19 protein-coding genes are annotated in these 17,374 nt (G+C 61.3%); 13 read left to right on the plus strand and 6 right to left on the minus strand.

The window, feature by feature from the left end:
* The first annotated feature begins 10 nt into the window (after positions 1-10).
* The 12 genes from fabG (at position 11) to LPB072_RS08685 (ending at position 9,994) form a co-directional block, all read left to right on the plus strand.
* The gene (gene fabG / locus LPB072_RS08630) at positions 11-730 is read left to right on the plus strand and encodes a 3-oxoacyl-ACP reductase FabG (protein ID WP_066094196.1); all 720 of its coding nucleotides are present in this window, start codon (positions 11-13) and stop codon (positions 728-730) included.
* Positions 731-1,010: 280 nt separating this feature from the next.
* On the plus strand, positions 1,011-2,021 hold the full coding sequence (locus LPB072_RS08635) for a hypothetical protein (protein ID WP_066094200.1): 1,011 nt from the start codon (positions 1,011-1,013) through the stop codon (positions 2,019-2,021).
* Complete coding sequence (locus LPB072_RS08640; protein ID WP_066094203.1) at positions 2,018-3,154, plus strand: beta-ketoacyl-ACP synthase III; 1,137 nt, start codon at positions 2,018-2,020, stop codon at positions 3,152-3,154. Before LPB072_RS08635 ends, LPB072_RS08640 begins: the two co-directional genes overlap by 4 nt.
* Entirely contained in the window at positions 3,154-3,552 is a 399-nt protein-coding gene (locus LPB072_RS08645) for a hypothetical protein (RefSeq protein WP_066094206.1), read from the plus strand. The genes LPB072_RS08640 and LPB072_RS08645 overlap by 1 nt, the downstream gene beginning before the upstream one ends.
* A 33-nt stretch (positions 3,553-3,585) precedes the next feature.
* Complete coding sequence (locus LPB072_RS08650; RefSeq protein ID WP_066094208.1) at positions 3,586-4,599, plus strand: BtrH N-terminal domain-containing protein; 1,014 nt, start codon at positions 3,586-3,588, stop codon at positions 4,597-4,599.
* Between the two features lie 15 nt (positions 4,600-4,614).
* Positions 4,615-5,559 (plus strand): ABC transporter ATP-binding protein, encoded by a 945-nt coding sequence (locus LPB072_RS08655; RefSeq protein WP_231943471.1) that lies wholly within the window; start codon positions 4,615-4,617, stop codon positions 5,557-5,559.
* Positions 5,559-6,782 (plus strand): ABC transporter permease, encoded by a 1,224-nt coding sequence (locus LPB072_RS08660; protein WP_231943472.1) that lies wholly within the window; start codon positions 5,559-5,561, stop codon positions 6,780-6,782. Before LPB072_RS08655 ends, LPB072_RS08660 begins: the two co-directional genes overlap by 1 nt.
* Positions 6,775-7,068 carry an acyl carrier protein gene (locus LPB072_RS08665; protein WP_066094214.1) on the plus strand — a complete coding sequence of 98 codons (294 nt, stop codon included), beginning with the start codon at positions 6,775-6,777 and terminating at the stop codon, positions 7,066-7,068. The genes LPB072_RS08660 and LPB072_RS08665 overlap by 8 nt, the downstream gene beginning before the upstream one ends.
* Positions 7,065-8,201: a beta-ketoacyl synthase N-terminal-like domain-containing protein gene (locus LPB072_RS08670; RefSeq protein WP_066094216.1), complete on the plus strand. Its 1,137-nt coding sequence runs from the start codon at positions 7,065-7,067 to the stop codon at positions 8,199-8,201. The genes LPB072_RS08665 and LPB072_RS08670 overlap by 4 nt, the downstream gene beginning before the upstream one ends.
* The gene (locus LPB072_RS08675; RefSeq protein ID WP_066094219.1) at positions 8,198-8,722 is read left to right on the plus strand and encodes a hypothetical protein; all 525 of its coding nucleotides are present in this window, start codon (positions 8,198-8,200) and stop codon (positions 8,720-8,722) included. Before LPB072_RS08670 ends, LPB072_RS08675 begins: the two co-directional genes overlap by 4 nt.
* A gap of 13 nt (positions 8,723-8,735) precedes the next feature.
* Positions 8,736-9,299, plus strand: a complete 564-nt coding sequence (locus LPB072_RS08680) for a methyltransferase family protein (protein WP_066094222.1) — start codon at positions 8,736-8,738, stop codon at positions 9,297-9,299.
* A gap of 197 nt (positions 9,300-9,496) precedes the next feature.
* A complete protein-coding gene (locus LPB072_RS08685) occupies positions 9,497-9,994 on the plus strand; it encodes a hypothetical protein (RefSeq protein WP_066094225.1) in 498 nt (165 codons plus the stop codon).
* 8 nt (positions 9,995-10,002) lie between these two features.
* On the opposite strand, the gene LPB072_RS08690 is transcribed toward LPB072_RS08685, so the two are convergent.
* From LPB072_RS08690 to LPB072_RS08715, 6 genes are all read right to left on the minus strand, one after another.
* Positions 10,003-11,217 carry a cation:proton antiporter gene (locus LPB072_RS08690; protein WP_066094228.1) on the minus strand — a complete coding sequence of 405 codons (1,215 nt, stop codon included), beginning with the start codon at positions 11,215-11,217 and terminating at the stop codon, positions 10,003-10,005.
* Between the two features lie 24 nt (positions 11,218-11,241).
* Entirely contained in the window at positions 11,242-12,027 is a 786-nt protein-coding gene (locus LPB072_RS08695; protein WP_066094231.1) for a glycosyltransferase family 2 protein, read from the minus strand.
* Positions 12,024-12,803, minus strand: a complete 780-nt coding sequence (locus LPB072_RS08700; protein ID WP_066094234.1) for a lysophospholipid acyltransferase family protein — start codon at positions 12,801-12,803, stop codon at positions 12,024-12,026. Before LPB072_RS08700 ends, LPB072_RS08695 begins: the two co-directional genes overlap by 4 nt.
* Entirely contained in the window at positions 12,796-13,659 is an 864-nt protein-coding gene (locus LPB072_RS08705; protein WP_066094238.1) for a MipA/OmpV family protein, read from the minus strand. The genes LPB072_RS08700 and LPB072_RS08705 overlap by 8 nt, the downstream gene beginning before the upstream one ends.
* A gap of 5 nt (positions 13,660-13,664) precedes the next feature.
* Complete coding sequence (locus LPB072_RS08710; RefSeq protein WP_066094242.1) at positions 13,665-15,002, minus strand: NAD(P)/FAD-dependent oxidoreductase; 1,338 nt, start codon at positions 15,000-15,002, stop codon at positions 13,665-13,667.
* A gap of 92 nt (positions 15,003-15,094) precedes the next feature.
* Positions 15,095-16,756: an NAD(P)/FAD-dependent oxidoreductase gene (locus LPB072_RS08715; RefSeq protein WP_066094245.1), complete on the minus strand. Its 1,662-nt coding sequence runs from the start codon at positions 16,754-16,756 to the stop codon at positions 15,095-15,097.
* Positions 16,757-17,089: 333 nt separating this feature from the next.
* On the opposite strand from LPB072_RS08715, the gene LPB072_RS08720 reads away from it, so the two are divergent.
* Positions 17,090-17,374 carry a phosphopantetheine-binding protein gene (locus tag LPB072_RS08720; protein ID WP_066094248.1) on the plus strand — a complete coding sequence of 95 codons (285 nt, stop codon included), beginning with the start codon at positions 17,090-17,092 and terminating at the stop codon, positions 17,372-17,374.

The raw sequence follows: 17,374 nt of genomic DNA on the forward strand, positions 1-17,374 counted from the left end.
AGTAAAAGCCATGAAACGGGCCTTGGTCACCGGCGGCAGCGGTGGTCTTGGCGAAGCCATTTGCCGCCAGCTGGCCGCCGATGGGCTGCATGTGATCGTGCACGCCAACCGGGGCCTGGCCAAGGCTCAGACACTGGTGGACGCCATTGTGGCCAGCGGTGGCAGTGCCGAGGCGGTGAGTTTTGACGTGACCAACCGCGTGGCCACCGCCGAGGCGCTGGACACACTGGCCGAAGCCGGGTCGATTCAGGTGTTGGTGAACAACGCCGGCATCCACGACGATGCGGTATTTCCCGGCATGAGCGGCGAGCAGTGGGATCGGGTGCTCGATGTGTCGTTGAACGGTTTTTTCAACGTCACACAACCCCTCACCATGCCCATGTTGCGTACCCGCTGGGGCCGCATCATCAACATCTCCTCGGTGGCTGCTGTGGCAGGCAACCGGGGCCAGGTGAACTATGCCGCGGCCAAAGGTGCGCTGCATGCGGCCAGCAAGTCTCTGGCGCTGGAGCTGGCGAGCCGCAACATCACGGTCAACGTGGTGGCGCCCGGCATCATCGACAGTGGCATGGCCGAGGGCCAGTTTGATGGCGACATGATCAAAAAAATGGTGCCCATGCAGCGGGCGGGGCGGGCCAGCGAAGTGGCCGACCTGGTGGCGTTTCTCGCATCGGATCGGGCGGGTTACATCTCCGGGCAGGTGATTTCGATCAACGGCGCCATGATCTGAAGCCTTGCCTGCCGTGGGTTTGCGGGCAATACGTGTTGTTGTGAACTGGCGGCAGCCGCCCGGACGGCGTTCGGGTTTGCCCCTCGGGCCCCTGGCTGCAAACACCGCGTCTCGCCTGGTGTGGGCTGGGTGGCGGCTCCCCCGAGGGGCCTGTTCGGAAACTGGTTGACAATAGTGGGTTGCGCTCGGCGCCGGGTGGTCGTGTATTCCACCAGCCCATGCATTTCCATTCTGTCATCCCACGAGGTCGATGACGGCGCTTTCTTTATGCCTGCCTGACATGATCTCCAAAAAACGTGTGCTGGTTCTGCTCTATTCGCAAACAGGGCAGCTCTCAGACGTTGTCGAACAAATTCTCGCCCCTCTGGAGGCCGATCCAGCCATAGAGGTGAGCGTGCACGCGCTGCGCCCGGTCAAACCGTTTCCCTACCCCTGGCCATTCTTTCCATTCATGGACGCCTTCCCGGAGTCGGCCCTGATGCAGCCTTGCCCCATGCAGCCGCTGGACATTGACCCAGACGAGGCCTTCGACCTGGTGATCCTGCCTTACCAGGTCTGGTACCTGGCCCCTTCGCTGCCGGTGATGTCGTTCCTGAAGAGCGAACAAGGCGCGCGTTTGCTCAAGGGCAAGCCAGTGGTGACCGTGATTGCCTGCCGCAACATGTGGTTGATGGCCCAGGAAAAGGTCAAGGGCTTGCTCCAGGACGTGGGTGCGAAGCTGGTCGACAACGTGGCCTTGACGGATCTCAGTCCGACGCTGGCCACGCTCATCACCACACCGCGCTGGTTGTGGTTCGGCAAGAAGAACGGGTTCTGGGGGCTGCCTCCTGCAGGCTTGACTGCCGCTCAGGTATCGGGCTCGCGCCGCTTCGGAAGGGCACTGCGTGAGGCCTTGCACAACGACGACGAGAAAACGGGAGCGCCGATGTTGGCGGGGTTGGAGGCCGCGCAAGCCAATCCCCATTTGCTGGTGAGTGAGCGCGCCGGAACGGCCAGCTTTCGCATCTGGGGCGGCTGGATCCGCTCCCTTGGGGCCCCTGGTGCACCGCAGCGCAAACCCTTGCTGGCCACCTACACAGCATTCCTGATTCTGCTGATCGTGACGGTGGTCCCGATCAGTTTGACGGTGCAAGCGCTGCTCCGGCCTTTCATGAGCAAGCGCTTTGCAAAGCTCAAGACCGAATTCGAGCTGCCATCAGGCAGTTCCGGTGAACGCATGGCCATGTTCAGCGATGCCGCAGAGGCCGAGTTCGAGGCCCGACTGCAGCAGCTTGCGAGCCAGTCGGTATGACCAGCCCCGTTTACATCACGCGCACCGCCGCGTACATGCCCTTCGCCCCCGTGGGCAACGACGAAATGGAGTCGGTGCTGGGCATGGTGAGCGAGCGGCCGTCCCGGGCCCGTGCGCTGGTGCTGCGCAGCAACGGCATTACCTCGCGCCATTACGCCATTGACCGTGCCACGGGCGAGACGGCCATGAGCAACGCGCAGCTCACGGCCCACGCCATCCGTGCCCTGGGCGACCCGGCGGGCGTGGAGGTGCTGGCCACCGGAACGTCCACGCCGGATCAGTTGCTGCCCAACCATGCGGTGATGGTGCACGGCGAGCTGGGTTGGCCCCGCCTGGAGGCTGTGGCCTGTGCGGGCATCTGCCTGTCCGGCATTGCTGCCTTGAAGCACGCCTGGATGTCGATCGCTACCGGGAGCGCCAGCAAAGCAGTGGCCTGTGCCTCGGAGCTGGTGTCGCCCATGATGCGGGGTCACCGGTTTGAGGCAGAGGTACAACACAAACTGCAGGCGCTCGAGCAGCGCCCGGAACTTGCCTTTGAGAAGGATTTTTTGCGCTGGATGCTCTCCGACGGTGCTGCCGCCCTGATGCTGCAGAACGCGCCTGGCGAAACCCTGTCTTTGCGCATCGACTGGATTTCGCTGTCTTCTGCGGCCCATGAGTTGTCCACCTGCATGTACGCGGGCGCTGACAAAGAACCTGGCACAGACACTTTGCAAGGCTGGTTGACTTTCACGCCGCAGCAGCAGCAGGAACGTTCGGTTTTTGCCATCAAGCAGGATGTGAAGCTGCTCAACGCGAACATCGTTCGCGCCACGCTGGCGGAGCCGCTGCAAGCGCTGGTGAAAAAGCATGGGCTGAAGGCAGAAGACATCGATTGGTTCCTGCCCCACATCTCGTCCATGTATTTTTACGAACCGGTGATGCAGGCGCTGGCAGACATTGGCTTGCCGATTCCCCGGGAACGTTGGTTCACCAACCTGACCCGCAAGGGCAACACCGGTTCGGCCGCCCCCTACATCATGCTCGACGAGCTGTTTCAGTCGGGTCGCATCCAGCCAGGCCATAAAGTCCTGATGTTCATCCCCGAGAGCGGGCGGTTTTCCAGTGGTTTTGTTTTCATGGAGGCGTGCTGATGGAACTCAAAGAGGTGCCCCAGGAGCGCAACACGACGCTGGGTGGTCAACGCAAGGTGGTGTATGCCAAAGATGCACAGGGACGCTTGCGCATCGCCGCCAGTGAAGGCTGGGAAGTTGAAGAAATTGTCACCACCCAGGCGCTGACCAGTTTGCAAAATCTTGCAACCAGCGCGCTGGAGCAAGTGCGGCTTGGTCAGGCTTCTTCATTGGCCTACTGGATGCATGAACGGCGCATGGATGAAGCGCTGCTGGCACAGAGCACCGGATTCTGGCGCTGGCGCGTTCGCCGCCACCTGAAGCCACAGCACTTCGCCAATCTGGGCGCCACCGACCTGGAGCGCTACGCACAAGCGCTTGGCCTGTCGGTTGCCACCTTAAAAACGGTTCCAGCCTGATTGCGCTGGCGCCAAAACCCTTCACACCGATCTATGTTGACCCCAACACGCCCGCGCTCCAATGCGGAGTTCTCCCATCAACACGCCGGACATTGCGAGAGTGGTGTGGCGTCGGCGTTGATGCGGCACAGCGGTTTTGACATGTCCGAGAGCATGGCCTTTGGCCTGTCCTCTGGTTTGGCATTCGTGTACCTGCCTTTTGTGAAGCTTTCGGGACTGCCCCTGATCGCCTACCGGACCCAGCCCAAATCGCTGATCAAAGGTTTGCGCAAACCCCTGGGTGTTGATTTCTCATTTGAGACCTTTTCATCTCCCGAGCGTGGGCAGGCACGACTGGATCAGCTGCTGGCCCAGGGCAAGGTGGTGGGACTGCAGACATCGGTCTACTGGCTGCCCTATTTCCCGCCAGAGATGCGCTTTCACTTCAACGCACACAACCTGCTGGTGTACGGAAAAGAGGGTGATGAGTACCTGATCAGCGACCCTGTGTTCGAGGCCCCTGTGCGCTGCAAGGTGGAAGACCTGAACCGTTCACGCTTTGCCAAAGGCGTGCTGGCGCCCAAGGGACTTCTGTATGTGATGGATCGACCGCCAGTGCAATCAGAGATCAGTCCCGAAGCATTGCGCAAAGCCATCAAGAAAACCTGCCGCGGCATGTTGGCACCTGTGCCGATTGCGGGTGTGAAGGGCATGCGCTCGCTGGCGCGCAGGTTCGAAAAGCTGTCGGATACCGAGGCCACCACCGCCGACTTCGTTGGCCACATGGTGCGGATGCAAGAGGAGATCGGTACCGGTGGAGCGGGCTTTCGGTTCATCTACGCGGCTTTTTTGCAGGAAGCGGCCGAGCTGGCGGGCAACAAGGCCTGGGCGGCGTCGGCTGATCAACTGATTGAAATTGGAGACGGCTGGCGCGCGCTGGCATTGGCCATCGCACGCATGATCAGGGCGCGCGACCCGATGGATACCCGGAAGCTGGCCCAAATGCTCAGACGGCAGGCGGATGCGGAAGAGGCATTCTTTCGTTCGCTCGTCAAGACCACGGCCTGAGCTTGGCGAAAATCGATGGCTGTGACTACGCGTCCCTTGTTGGAGATTTCCCATCTGGGGTTTCAATACCCCGGCACCTCCAGAGCTGCGCTCACCGATGTGTCGCTGACGGCCAGTCGGGGTGAGATCCTGGGTCTGCTGGGGCCCAATGGTGCCGGCAAAACCACGCTCATTTCGCACTTGTCGGCTGGTTTGCCAGTGCAAACCGGGTCCATCACCATCGACGGTCAACCCTTTGCTCAGGTGCACAGAGCCAATCCCACCCGGATATCCGTGGCACCTCAGGAGTATGCGTTTTACCCCATGCTCACGGTGCTCGAAAATCTGCGGTGTTTTTCAGCCGCCTGCGGTCTCGCTTCGGTGCAAAGGCGCCAGCGGGTGCAAGAGAGTCTCGACTTTGCCCAGTTGAACCAGTTTCAGGGCACCCAGGCAAAAAACCTCTCGGGGGGTTTGAAGCGCCGTCTGAATCTCGCCATTGCGGTGTTGCCCAAACCCGATCTGTATGTGTTCGACGAACCCACCGTGGGCGTGGATCCGCAGTCGCGCGCTTTCATCCTGGACGCGATCAAGGCGCTGGCGCGGCAAGGTACGGCCGTGATCTACACCTCACACTACATGGAAGAGATCGAGGCCGTCGCCGACCATGTGGCCATTCTGGATGGTGGGCGGGTTCTGCGTTACGACAGCCTGTCCAGTTTGTTGCAGGCCGGAGCGCTGGAGGTGCGCTTCTCGGTGAATGAAGCCTTGCCTTCGCAGACCCATGCGGCCCTTGCAGCGTTTGGAGAGATTGCCCAATCCGGGCAGGCCGTTGAGATCCGGTTGCATGCCGGTGCCAGGCTCAGCGCGCTCATTTCCCTGCTTGAAAGCAGCGATGTGGATGTGAGCGATCTGCAGGTGGGCAGGGCCACCCTGGAAAACATATTTCTCGCTTTGACCGACCGCCAATTGAGGGACCAGTGATGTCCATGCTGCTGGCCCTGATCAAAAAGGAAATGCTCGCCTTGCTGCGCGATCTGCATGGCCTGGCCGCGCTGCTGCTGATGCCGGTGCTGTTCATCGTCATCATGTCGCTGGCGTTGAAAGATGTTTACAACCCGCCGATTCAGGTGTTGCCTTATGCAGTGGATTCGCAAGATGCGGGTACGTTGGCACCCATCCTGCTGGATAACTGGGCCAAGGAGCACGGTGCTGCCCAGGCATTGCCCACAGACTGGAGCCAGGCGCTGCTCACCGGGGAGTTGAAATATGTGATCCAGCTGGATGCCGATACCTCGGAGCGCTTGATGCCTTCAGCTTCCGCGGCCAGAGGGGCAGAAACCGTTGCGCCGCCCATTCGCCTGCTGGTGGAACCGACGATGGACAAGGCTTTGCTGTCCGGATTGCAGGGGCAGTTGACGGGCCTGGTGTCTGCTGTGCAGGTGCGCACACTCAGTGTGGTGCTTGAGGCCATGTCGGGCAATGCAGCGGCCTTGGGTGCTGCTCAATCGCCCGGTGCGTCAGGCAGCAACACACCCCTGGTCGAAGTGAAGCGCACAGGAAGTTTGCAGATCAAGCCCACATCGGTGCAGCAGAACGTGCCCGCATGGCTGGTGTTCGGCATGTTTTTCGTGATGTCGGCAGTGTCGGGGCTTTGGCTGGTGGAGCGAGACAACGGCGTCATGGCGCGATTGCGCAGCTTTGGGGTACCCAGCCACGCGATACTTTTGTCCAAGGTACTGCCTTACCTGGGCGTCAACGCGCTGCAAGCGGCCTTGATGCTGTCGGTCGGCGTCTGGCTCATGCCCTTGCTCGGTGCCGACGCGCTGCAGCTGGGCGGCATCCATTGGTCCGCCTTGCTGCTGGTGCTGGCGTCGATCAGCGCCGCAGCGGTGGGGCTCGCCATTCTGGTGGCCTGTTTGGTGCGCACGCCGGCACAGGCTGGCGCGGTTGTGCCAATCGTCAACGTCCTGATGGCGGCGATTGGCGGCATCATGGTGCCCAAGTTTGTGATGCCATCGTTCATGCAACGACTGGCCGAACTCTCCCCCATGAACTGGGGCCTGGAGGGCTTGCTGACGGTGCTGCTTCGTGCGGGAGATGTCGGCGCCGTGTTGCCTTATGCCTCCAGGCTTTTGTGGTTTGCTGGTGTGACCTTTGTTTTGGCTTTGTTGCTGTTGCGAGGCAGCCGTTTGAAAAATGCGTAACGAACCCTTTTTTTCTGCGCTGAAAGCGCTGGTGCTGGAAGCCGCCGAGAAGCCGGAGCCGCCTGGCGGATTGCTGGACGATGAGCCACTGTTTGGTTCGAAGGCCCGCGTGGATTTCGACTCGCTCGATGCTCTGCAAATTTCAATGGCCATTCAGAAGCGCTACGGCGTTCGAATGAACGACAGCAAAGAGACGCGCCGGGCCATGGAGACCATTGCCCATTTGGCCGCTCACCTGCAAAAACAGACGGGCCAGGAAAACCCCGGTGCTACAGCCGTTTCATGAATGATGTGTTCATCTGCGGTGCGGGATTGCGGTCTTGCCTGGGGGACGGTCTTGCTGCGTCTGTTCTGGCCATCGCGCACAAGGTCGCCGAGCCGCACAGGGTGGGGCTGCCAGATGATCAAAGCCGACCCTACTACCTGATGGCGGGAGGGGTGGCAGCGGCCTTGAATGGAATTGGCGATTCAGACTGGCGAGCCCGCGCCATGGATGCGGTGCATGCGGTGATCGGCGAGTGCCAGGGGGCGCGCTCTTCTGCTGCTGAGGGTGGGGCCGTGTTCATCGGATCTTCCTCATTTGACAGAGGGGGCGCATGTCAGGGGTCAGACCAGGGGCTGCCTCTGTGTGACTTTGCCCATCGGCTGGCAAGGGCAGAGGGATGGTCCGAGCGACCTGTGGTCGTGAACACCGCTTGCACCTCTGCCTTCAATGCGTTGCATCTGGCCCGGTGCCAGATCGCGGCGGGGCAACTCAGCGAAGCCCTGATTGTGGGTGTTGAGACCTTCAATCCCTTTGCGCTGTATGGCTTTGAGTCCATGCAGCTGCTGGCACCCGAACGCTCGGAACCACTGGGCAAGGCCCGACAAGGGATGGTGCTGGGTGAGGCGGTTGCCGCCCTGCGTGTCACGAGCAAGCCTTCCGATGCCGATTTTGAGCGTGCACTGGGTGTGTGGCGCGTATTGGCCTATGCCAATTTGGTCGATGGCACCAACCCCACAGGCGCCACCGAAGGCACCTTGGTCGAGGCCTGCCAATCGGCATTGCGCGAAAGCGGTTTGCAGGCAAGCGAGATCGACCTGGTGAAGTTGCAGGCGGCGGGCAGCCCGGTCAACGATGCGGTGGAAATCTCGGCATTGCGCCGCGTGTTTGAATGCTTGCCGCCGTGCGTGTCGTTGAAGTCTGTTTTGGGGCACACGCTGGGGGCCTCATGCGCAGCAGAAACGGCGCTGTTGCTGGCCTGCCTGGAAAGCGGTGTCTGGCCACAGCTTGACTATGTGCTGGAGCCTGACCTGGCCGGGGTGGTGGTGTCTTCATCCCGCCCCCTGATCGCCGACGGGGTTCAAACCGTGCTGCTGGTTGGCCTTGGCTTTGGCGGGGGGCACAGCGTGTTGATTCTGAAGCGGCATCTGCCATGACCGACCACCTTTCGGCATTCTGCCCCGGCGATGAATCCGGCGACGTTTCGTTGCCGGCAGACTGGCAAGATCGCCTTGTGGCGCGGTTGGGAAAGCGGCCACGGCGCATCGGCCTTTGGGCTGAACTGGCGCTGTTCGGTGCACGCCAATGCCTCGATGCGAACGGCATTGATCGCCTGTCTCCTCACGCTGTTTTGCGATTGAGCAGTACACACGGCCCAGTCGGGGCCATGGCATTGGTGGGCAGCTCCTGTGAGGAGGGGTTGTTGCCCATGCCATTTGATTTTTTGCAGAGCCAGCCCAGCCAGATGCTGGCCGCGCTGAGTCAGTATCTGCAATGGCGGGGTGACGCTTCTTTTGTCGCATGGGAGGGATGGGGTCCGATGATGGCGCAGATGCCTGTTGAAGCTGCGGTTCTGCGGCAGCGCGCCGAACTGGCTCAACAGCCATTTGACGGCATGCTGGTGGGCCGGGTTGATCTGGGGCCCGTTCCCAGGAGTCAGTGGCAATGGATGGCCTGAGGCCTTGCACAACATGATGAATTGGCTCCCACTTCAAATCTCGGTTTTCATTCTGATGTCGGGCGTTTTGACCTTCCTGTCAAGAAAATCGCTGCGCAGCCGGACATCTCACGGGTTCACCCGGTTCTTTGCCTGGGAGGCCATTCTGGCTTTGCTGGTGTGGAATGCACCGGTGTGGCACGACAACATGTTTTCCATCCGGCAACTTGCTTCATGGGCACTGCTGTTCACGTCGCCGGTGGTCGCCATTTCGGGTTTGCGCGCGTTGCAGGCGGTGGGGAAGACCAGTGAGCTGCGGCAGGACGACGCCTTGTTTGGATTTGAAAGAACCGGGCGCCTGGTGACCACCAGTATCTTTGGTTTCATTCGCCATCCCATGTATTCGGCTTTGATTCTTCTGGCCTGGGGCATCTACCTGAAAGGTGTGAACCCCTGGACCACGGTCCTGGTGGTGCTGGCCAGTCTGGCGATGTGGTTCACAGCCAGGCGTGACGAGGCCGAATGCATGGCCTATTTTGGCGAGGCCTATGGTGACTACATGAAAACCACCAAACGCTTTGTTCCATACCTGCTCTGAAGTCTGAAGCCGCGCCGTGCCGAAGTGGCCCATTGAGGGGGTTGGCGAGAACGGGTGAATCCGATCGGGACAGATGATCGGGTGGTGCTTCTTTCCTGCGAAGGGCCGGGCTATATTCAGGGGCATGCGATCGCGATCCATGGTGCCAAGGTTTCAGGCGCCAGTTTGGGCGAATCGCCGCCAGAAAGCCCACGCACATGAACCACACGACCTTCGCCCGCTCCCTTGTTCGTTTGGCTGTTTTTTCGTCGCTGGCACTCACCGTCGGCTTCACACAGGCTCAAACGGGTGAACGGGCCGTGGACGATGCCTTTGCCTTGAATGCCTGCCTGGCTGCCTGGGGCAGCCATCCTTTTGGCAGCCACCTGCGCTACACCACCTTGAGTACATCGGTGAAGTTCTCGGGCGCGGGCCCTGCCACCAGCGATCGATCCGTCACCAACCATCCCAGCTTGATTCTTGTCGACCCCCTGGTCAATGCAACGGGCGATGCAAGCATCGCGCTGATGAACCCCAATGGGTGGTATTGCCTGCGGGCCCCCGACCACCTCCTGGGGGCCTTGCGCATTCAATTGCACTGCCGCGCGCGTTTGGCAGCAGGCTCAGGCGGCACCACCACCTGGGGTACAGACAGTGACCGCTCGGCGAAGGTGGTGATGGGGTCTGTTCAGGTAGAGCGAACCGGCTGCAACTGAGCTTGTCGCTAGGAATGGCGAGCGGCCGAAGGCTCTGATGGTCTTTCGGGTTGGCCAAAAAGCCGGCGCGTCACCATGGGCAGGGTCAGCATGGTGCTCACCACGGCCATCAACAAAAGTGCGGTAAAGCTCGCGTCGGTGATGATCCGCTTGTCGAGCAGGATGTTGGCAAAAATGATCATGATCAGCGCCTTGGTTTGCAGCAGCCAGCCGATCACACGAGATTCACCCGGGGCCCATCCAAGCATGCGGCCAGCGGCATGAACGCCGAGCAACTTGCCACCGACCGATGCCACCAGCAGCAGTGCAGCAGCGGCAATGACCTCGCCACCGCCCATGCTCCAGTTGGTACGCAGGCCAGTGGAGAGGAAAAAAACCGGCATGATCACCAGCAACACGTGGTGGCGCAGCGAGTCCATGCGTTCCTGGTTGAACCAGTGGGCGTCCATCACGGCGCCGGCCAGGAAGGCCCCGACCATGAAATGCAGGCCCGCCCAGTCCGCTCCCAGGCTGCACAGCGCCAGCCACACCAATGCAAGGTACCAACGGTCGGTCTCGGGCAGCCTGGCCATTAGTCGGCGAAAGGCGAAGGTCACGACAGCGAAGCCGAGCAGAAAACCCAGTTGCTTGCCCACCCGGGTCCAGTCCATCAGGATGAGCGCCAGAACGCCCCAGATCAAGATGTCGTCCAGGCTTGCATAACGCAAGATGCGCTGGCCCATTGGCTGGCGAAGGATGTCGAGTTTCTCCATCAGCAGAATCAATATGGGCAACGCGGTGACGGCGCAGGCCATGCCGATGCCGACGACAAATTGCCAGTGGTGTGCACCACCACCTTTCCAGCCCGGAAAAGCCAGCATCAACATCGCTGCCAGACAGCCCAGGACCAATGGCACACCCAATGCCAGGCCGGCGGTGATGCCACTTTCGCGGCGGTGTGCCCAGGTGGCCTTGAGATCAAGTTCGATGCCCGCGATCATCACAAACAGCATCACGGCCCACCAGGCAATGCCGTTGAGAGATTGCACGACCTGGGGCGTGAAGACGAAGCCATAGGCGTCGGGAAACCAGCGGCCCAGCACGCCCGGGCCCAGCAAGATGCCCGCCAGGATCTGCACCACCACGAGTGGGGCCAGGTGATCGGTCCGACCCAGGCGCCAAACAAGCCAGGGCAGGCTGAAGATCAGCAGCATGGCCAGCAGAAAGACCTCGGTGGTGCTCATGGGAGTGATCGGGCTCGCAGGCTGTCAGGAAAAACGGTGGCTTAGCCGGCGGGCGATCAGCAGCGGCAGGCGCAGCAAAAAACCGAGAAACAGGCGGGTGTGCATCCAGGTGAGCAGGGCGTTGTCACGCAGGTATTTGAAATGCGAGACACCGCCTTCGTCGGCCGTGAGGTAGCGCACCGGGGCATCCAGGTTGATGGGCTGCACACCCGCCCAGCACAGGCGCACCACGGCTTCCGGGTCGAAGTCGAAGCGGCGCATGAAGGCGTTGTTGCGCATGATCTTGGCCAGTGGGGCTATCGGGTACACGCGAAACCCATACAACGAGTCGCCCACGCCCATCCACAGCGTCTCCAGATTGGCCCAGCCGTTGGACACCTTGCGCCCGTTGACCCGCAAGGCAGGTGCTTCGGGGCCGAACACCGGTTTGCCCAGAACCATGGCCCCGCGCTTGGCCAGAGAGGTCGCCATGAAGTGGGGGATGAGGTTGGCCGGATGCTGACCGTCGCTGTCCATGGTGAGGGCATGGGTGTACCCCGCCTCGGCAGCGCGGGTGATGCCTTCCAGCACCGCTGCACCCTTGCCCCGGTTGCGGGGCAGGACGATGACCTTCAAGCCTTCATCCTGCGCTGCAAGGGCCTCCAGTTGTGCGCCGGTGCCATCGGTGCTGCCGTCGACCATCACCCAAACAGGGTTCCAGTGGGCGCGCGCTTGTTGCACGGTTTCCAGGACTTGTGCGCCCGGGTTGTAGCTCGGAATCAGGACAAGATGGGTCGAGTTGGAAGGGGGTGGGCTCGGGTGTTCGGTCATGGGTGGTCGGTGGACGGGGTCCAGATGGGCTTCGCCTCGCGCCGGAAGTAAGCCTCCAGCTCCTGGGTCATGGCGCTGTGGTCGTGTGTGGCCTCGAACCGGCGTCCCAGACGGGCGCGGCAGTGCAGGGGGAGCCTGGGGTGACGAAACAGCGGCCAGTGTTTGCCGAGGTAGGGGGTGGAAAACTCCAGAAAAACGGCTTGAACCGCAACGCCCGAGCGGCGGGCAATGAGACCGACGCTGGGTGTGAACGGGTCGAGCGGGAAGCGCTGGGTGCGCGACCCCTCAGGAAACATCACAAGCTGAGCGCCTTCTGCCAGCGCATCGCGGCTGTGGGCAATCATGGGCAGGGCACCGTCGTTGCGCACATAACGGGCCAGACGGGCGGCGGCACCCAGCAAGGGGTTGTCCATCAGGCTGGCCTTCATGATGCAAATCGCATTGGGCAGGCGCGAAACGATGAGCACCGCGTCCAGCAGGGAAGGGTGGTTGGCCGCCAGGATCAGGGGGCCGTTGCCGCGGAGCCGGTCCAGTTCGGACAAATCAAGGCGGCAGGCGCAGAACGTGGTGAGGATGCGCAGGTACAGGCGAAACCCAAAGGAGACCATGAAGCGGCCAATGCGCTGGCCCAGACGGCGTGGCAAAAGCCAATGCAGCACCATGGCAAAGGGCAGCCAGATCAGGCAGAGCAGTCCCAGGCTGCCGAGCCCCACCACCATGGCGACGTGTTCGTAGACGGTCCACAAAGCCCCGGCGAACGGTCTTTGCTCATTCATCGGCCAAGACGCGGGTTGAGGACTCGCCCAAGATCCAGGAAATGGCCACGCCGGCGGCGACGTAATTCTTGGTGCGCACCAGGGGGCTGTTGGCGAAGCTCGCACCACTCAGGTTGTCATAACGGACAAAGGCCCCCACCCAGTGGCTGTCATAGCGCTTGGACACGCCCACCAGGTACTGCATGCCCGCAAAACCTCCGCGGGCGGCATAGGCTGGGCGATCGGCCGTGGCGTATGGGGCGTCGACGCCGTAAAAGTACTGGTGTTGACGGCGGTCACCAAACAGGGCGCCGGCTTGCAGCCCGATATTCCAGCCCGGGAGGGCTGGCAGGCTGCCCACATCCAGGTTCAGCTTGGGATGAAATACCCAGCCAATGCTCTTGGGCTGGCTGTTGAGCGTAAAAGCAGCCCTCAGTGGCAGGAGCAGTTTGAGTTGACGCGCGCCATGCTCCGCCTGCCAGAGTTTGACGTTGAGCTGTGGTCCGAACTCGATGTTGGCATCCAGGTCGGGCATGTTGGCCCTGACCAGGATGTCGTCACTGGACGCCGGGGGCGACAGGGCGCCCGAGACGGTGAGCTCCAGTCGGTCAGATTCAAACAACTCGGCACGCATGCCTTCCCGGTCGGCCTTGAGAAATTCACCGCGGTAGATGAAATAGGGTGAGGGCAAAACGAACTGGCTGCGCTGGTCCGACCCGCGGTAAGCGGGAAAGCTCACGGTCGCCACACCCAGCCCGGCCTCCCACAAGGGCTTTTCGTCGGCCGCATGTGCGGCCACGCCGAACAGGCCACCGGCAACAATGCCGGCGGTCGCAAAAAGCTTGCGGGGAAAGGAGGGTCGGTCAATGACGTGCATAAGGATCAGGCGTTGTACAGGGAAGGATCTTCCACAGGGCGGATGTTGACACGACGGCGCTTCCAGGCAGCGTAAGAACGGCGAGGCTGGATGATGTTGCCAACGTAATAGATGGTTTTGAATGCGAAAACCGATGGCCAGATGGGCGTTTTGCCAAAAATGTCGCCGGCCAGCACGGAAAGCAGCGCTTCCTTGACACGGAAAATGTTGCGTGGACCCATCAAGAGGTCGCGCATGATGGGATTGGTCATTCGGTAAATGACCCAGGAAAAGGCCCTGGGCCCATGGCGCATGACGCGGTCAAACCGTCTGAGGGCCGCCTTGGCTTTCTGCGGCTCTCGCAGGCAGGTGTCAATGGTTTGTGCACCGACCACGCCGCTGTGCATGGCCAGCCAGACGCCCGACGAAAACACGGGATCAACAAAGGCGAACGCGTCGCCCAGCATCAGGTAGTTGGGGCCATGGCAGCGCTTCGACAAGTATGAGAAATTGCCGGTCGCCTCGACCTTGTTGACCAGCTCAGCCTGGGCCAGCCGCGCATGCAGTGCGGGCGACTGGGCTATGTTGTCGAGGAAAAACTGCTCCAGGCTTCGCTGGCCGCGTGTTTTCATATGGTAAGGCCAGGTGACCATGCCGATGCTGGTCAGCCCATTGGCCAGTGGAATGAACCAGAACCAGCCATGCTCGAACCAATGAACTGCGATGTTGCCCTCGATGGCGCCTTCGTTTCGCACCGCGTGCCGGAAGTGGCCATACACAGCAGAGCTGTTGTGGCGGGGGTTGCGCTCCTTGATTCTGAAGCGGTTGGCCAGGAAGGTATCCCGGCCTGAGGCATCGACCACAAAGCGGGCCCGCCATTGGTGCTCAAGTCCATCGTCGCAGCGGGCCGTGACCGTTGCACCGTCGTTGTCGTCATGAAAAGCCACACCGGTCACCTTGTGGCCTTCGCGCACTTCGGCACCTTTGTTGGCAGCGTTCTTGATCAGGATGTGGTCAAACTCGGCCCGGGGAACCTGGTAGGCGTGGGGCATCGATTTGTCCCAGGCCTCGTCAAAGCCGAATCGTTGAATCCAACCGTGGTCGGGCGATACAAACTCGGCGCCGTGCTTGTACATGCCAATGGCTTTGACTTCTTCGGCGATGCCCATCTGTTCGAACAGCGGCAAGTTGGCGGGCAGCAGGGACTCACCAATGTGGAAGCGGGGGTGGTGGGCCTTTTCAAGCAAGACCACCTGGTGTCCTTGCTCGGCCAAAAAAGCGGAGATCGTTGAGCCGGCGGGTCCGGCGCCAATCACCAGCACATCACAGGTGCTGACCGTGGGAGTTTCTGAGGCTGGGGTCATGCGGATTTAAAGTGTCGTGTCCCTTGACGGCGCGGCTGTGTGCGCCGCGCGTGAGGATGATAATTCGCCAGGCTGTCTGCTTGCCCGCCTGATCAGGTCTCGGCCATGGCGCTGGGCAGCATGGCTTCGAAATCACCTTCGGGCGACAGGTTCGCTGCGCTGCGTGTGGCTTCTGTTGATCGGCGCAGCGGTGTGAGGTCAAAGGCGGGCAGATCTGGGTGGTCTGCCTGGGCGCGTTGAACGATTTCTGCCGCCAGCCGGCTGAGTCGTGCGTTGGCATCGCGGATGCGCTGGACAAAGCTGGGTGCATCCAGTGTGTCGCCCAGGCTTCTGTTGAGTTCGGCGAACCAGGGCATCTGCACCTGGTCGAGCATCACCGCAGGGTTGCGTTTTTCACTGACCTCTGACCAGGCGCGCAGAAACGTCTGTACGGACAGGTTGAGTTGCTGGCAATGGTTCAACTCGCTGCGCAATGCGGCCAGGCTGGACAGGTCGGTCAGGCGGTTGTGGAAGAAAAACTGCGCCAGCACGCCCCAGTAGTAGGTGTAATCCCAGACCACCTTGACGGGCAACACCTCGGGATCGCCAAAAATGGGGTATTGCCCCTGGTACAGCGCCAGAGTGCCTTCGTAGAAAGAGTGGAATATCTGATCAAAGGCCGAGGCGCGCGCACCCAGGCGCTGTCCCTGTCGATCCAGGGCAACCAGTTCGGTGATGTAGGTGTTGCTGATGGCGATGAAATCGCTGCCGGGCGAATAGAACGGATCGATGAATAGCCCTGCTTCGCCAGTCAGGGCCCATCGGTCTGCCGAGAACACCTGCTTGCAACCATAGGAAAACCGTTTGAAAAAGGCGAAATCCTGCAGCAGCTCCCGTCGGGGTTCGAGCGCATCGAACAGCAAAGGCTGGAACTCGGCAAGCCATTCCATGGCTTTGTCAAAGGTGTTCATGCGGTCCATGGGGTGGATCGCCGGATCGGCCACGATGCCGATGGAATGGGAACCGGAAGACAGGGGGATCAACCAGACCCAGTAGCCAGCGCCCATCAGGTGGTTGGTGGACAGCCAGCGCGTCTGAGGCGTGCAGCGCTCACGCCATGCGGGGTCATCGCTCCATTCGTCCAGGGTGATGCGGTCTTTGATGCGAAACCACACGGCATGGCAGGCGTGGCCGTTGGGTTCGGCCAGATCGAGCTTGCGTTTGATCAGGCCGGCGCGTCCACACGCGTCAACCACCCACCTTGCCCGGGCGGTATGGGTCTGGTCTGCCTGGGTGTAGGCCACCTCGTGCGGCGCCTGCGGGCCCTGACCCGCCTCTGTGAGCGTGAGTTGGCGCACTGTGGCGCCGGTGATGAGCTGAATGCCGCGGGCTTGGGCTTCTTCGGCCAGGTAATTCTCGAAAATGCCGCGGTCGATCTGGTAGCTGGGCATCGTCAAATGCCGGCTGGGACCCACTTCAGTGACCTGTTCGAGATCCCGGCGTCCTTCGGAGAAGAAAAAACGAAAACCAAACTTGCGCAGTTGCTGCTTTTGCAGGTGGTGTTTGAGCCCCAGTACCTCGCCGAAATAGTGGGCGCCAATTTCGACGCTGGATTCCCCTACCTTGTGTGTGGCTTCGGGCGCAGGGGTCGCCCGGCGCTCCAGGACGAGCACGTTGATCGCGGGATCCCTGAGTTTGAGTTGCAAAGCGAGGGTCAAGCCAGCCAGACCACCGCCGAGCACCACCACATCATGGGTACTGATATTGTTTTGCATCCCTCAAGTATCGCTGTTTGCACAGGACCGACGAGGGCCTGCGCAGGCCAAATGCCCGGTTTCGGCCATGCATCGGAGGATGCTGCGGGTCCGGAGAAAGGTGTAACGGTCTTTCGTCGCGCAACCACTTGACGCTGCAGCCAGCCTTTTTGTGGTCATCGCCCCTGAAGCGGGGTGGAGACGGCAGGGGCTCTGCGTGATTGGGTGCCCGTGGCCGATGTCTGTCAGAAACAGGCAAAGTGCGCCGAAGGCGCCCGGTAAAATGGCCGGCTTAGTTCTTTGCCCCGAAATGCGTTCTATCGTGTTTCGAGCGGGCGCTCAATCTGGACCCTTATGCCTCACGATCTGTCTTCTCCCGCTGTTTCGGCGTTGCTGCCCGAAGTGTCTGCCTTGGTCGTGGAGGCCTTGAACCTTGACGTGGCTGCCGCCGAAATCGACCCGGATGCATCCCTTTTCGGAGATGGCCTGGATCTTGACTCGATCGATGTGCTGGAGGTGGCTTTGGTGGTCTCCAAGCGCTACGGGTTCCAGATGCAAGCCGATGATGCGAACAACGAGGCCACCTTTTCCTCATTGCGCTCGTTGACGGCGCACATCGCCAACCACCGCACGGTCTGA

Origin of the sequence: Hydrogenophaga crassostreae (genome assembly GCF_001761385.1) — a bacterium.
GTDB lineage: Bacteria > Pseudomonadota > Gammaproteobacteria > Burkholderiales > Burkholderiaceae_C > Hydrogenophaga > Hydrogenophaga crassostreae.

Bases quoted from the DNA above. Each gene is read 5' to 3' on its own strand.
- LPB072_RS08665 (WP_066094214.1), top strand. From the start codon at position 6,775: ATGCGTAACGAACCCTTTTTTTCTGCGCTGAAAGCGCTGGTGCTGGAA.
- LPB072_RS08650 (WP_066094208.1), top strand. From the start codon at position 3,586: ATGTTGACCCCAACACGCCCGCGCTCCAATGCGGAGTTCTCCCATCAA.
- LPB072_RS08695 (WP_066094231.1), bottom strand. From the start codon at position 12,027: ATGACCGAACACCCGAGCCCACCCCCTTCCAACTCGACCCATCTTGTC.
- LPB072_RS08705 (WP_066094238.1), bottom strand. From the start codon at position 13,659: ATGCACGTCATTGACCGACCCTCCTTTCCCCGCAAGCTTTTTGCGACC.
- LPB072_RS08675 (WP_066094219.1), top strand. From the start codon at position 8,198: ATGACCGACCACCTTTCGGCATTCTGCCCCGGCGATGAATCCGGCGAC.
- LPB072_RS08710 (WP_066094242.1), bottom strand. From the start codon at position 15,002: ATGACCCCAGCCTCAGAAACTCCCACGGTCAGCACCTGTGATGTGCTG.
- LPB072_RS08690 (WP_066094228.1), bottom strand. From the start codon at position 11,217: ATGAGCACCACCGAGGTCTTTCTGCTGGCCATGCTGCTGATCTTCAGC.
- LPB072_RS08715 (WP_066094245.1), bottom strand. From the start codon at position 16,756: ATGCAAAACAATATCAGTACCCATGATGTGGTGGTGCTCGGCGGTGGT.
- LPB072_RS08645 (WP_066094206.1), top strand. From the start codon at position 3,154: ATGGAACTCAAAGAGGTGCCCCAGGAGCGCAACACGACGCTGGGTGGT.
- fabG (WP_066094196.1), top strand. From the start codon at position 11: ATGAAACGGGCCTTGGTCACCGGCGGCAGCGGTGGTCTTGGCGAAGCC.
- LPB072_RS08685 (WP_066094225.1), top strand. From the start codon at position 9,497: ATGAACCACACGACCTTCGCCCGCTCCCTTGTTCGTTTGGCTGTTTTT.
- LPB072_RS08700 (WP_066094234.1), bottom strand. From the start codon at position 12,803: ATGAATGAGCAAAGACCGTTCGCCGGGGCTTTGTGGACCGTCTACGAA.
- LPB072_RS08660 (WP_231943472.1), top strand. From the start codon at position 5,559: ATGTCCATGCTGCTGGCCCTGATCAAAAAGGAAATGCTCGCCTTGCTG.
- LPB072_RS08670 (WP_066094216.1), top strand. From the start codon at position 7,065: ATGAATGATGTGTTCATCTGCGGTGCGGGATTGCGGTCTTGCCTGGGG.
- LPB072_RS08655 (WP_231943471.1), top strand. From the start codon at position 4,615: ATGGCTGTGACTACGCGTCCCTTGTTGGAGATTTCCCATCTGGGGTTT.
- LPB072_RS08680 (WP_066094222.1), top strand. From the start codon at position 8,736: ATGATGAATTGGCTCCCACTTCAAATCTCGGTTTTCATTCTGATGTCG.
- LPB072_RS08635 (WP_066094200.1), top strand. From the start codon at position 1,011: ATGATCTCCAAAAAACGTGTGCTGGTTCTGCTCTATTCGCAAACAGGG.
- LPB072_RS08720 (WP_066094248.1), top strand. From the start codon at position 17,090: ATGCCTCACGATCTGTCTTCTCCCGCTGTTTCGGCGTTGCTGCCCGAA.
- LPB072_RS08640 (WP_066094203.1), top strand. From the start codon at position 2,018: ATGACCAGCCCCGTTTACATCACGCGCACCGCCGCGTACATGCCCTTC.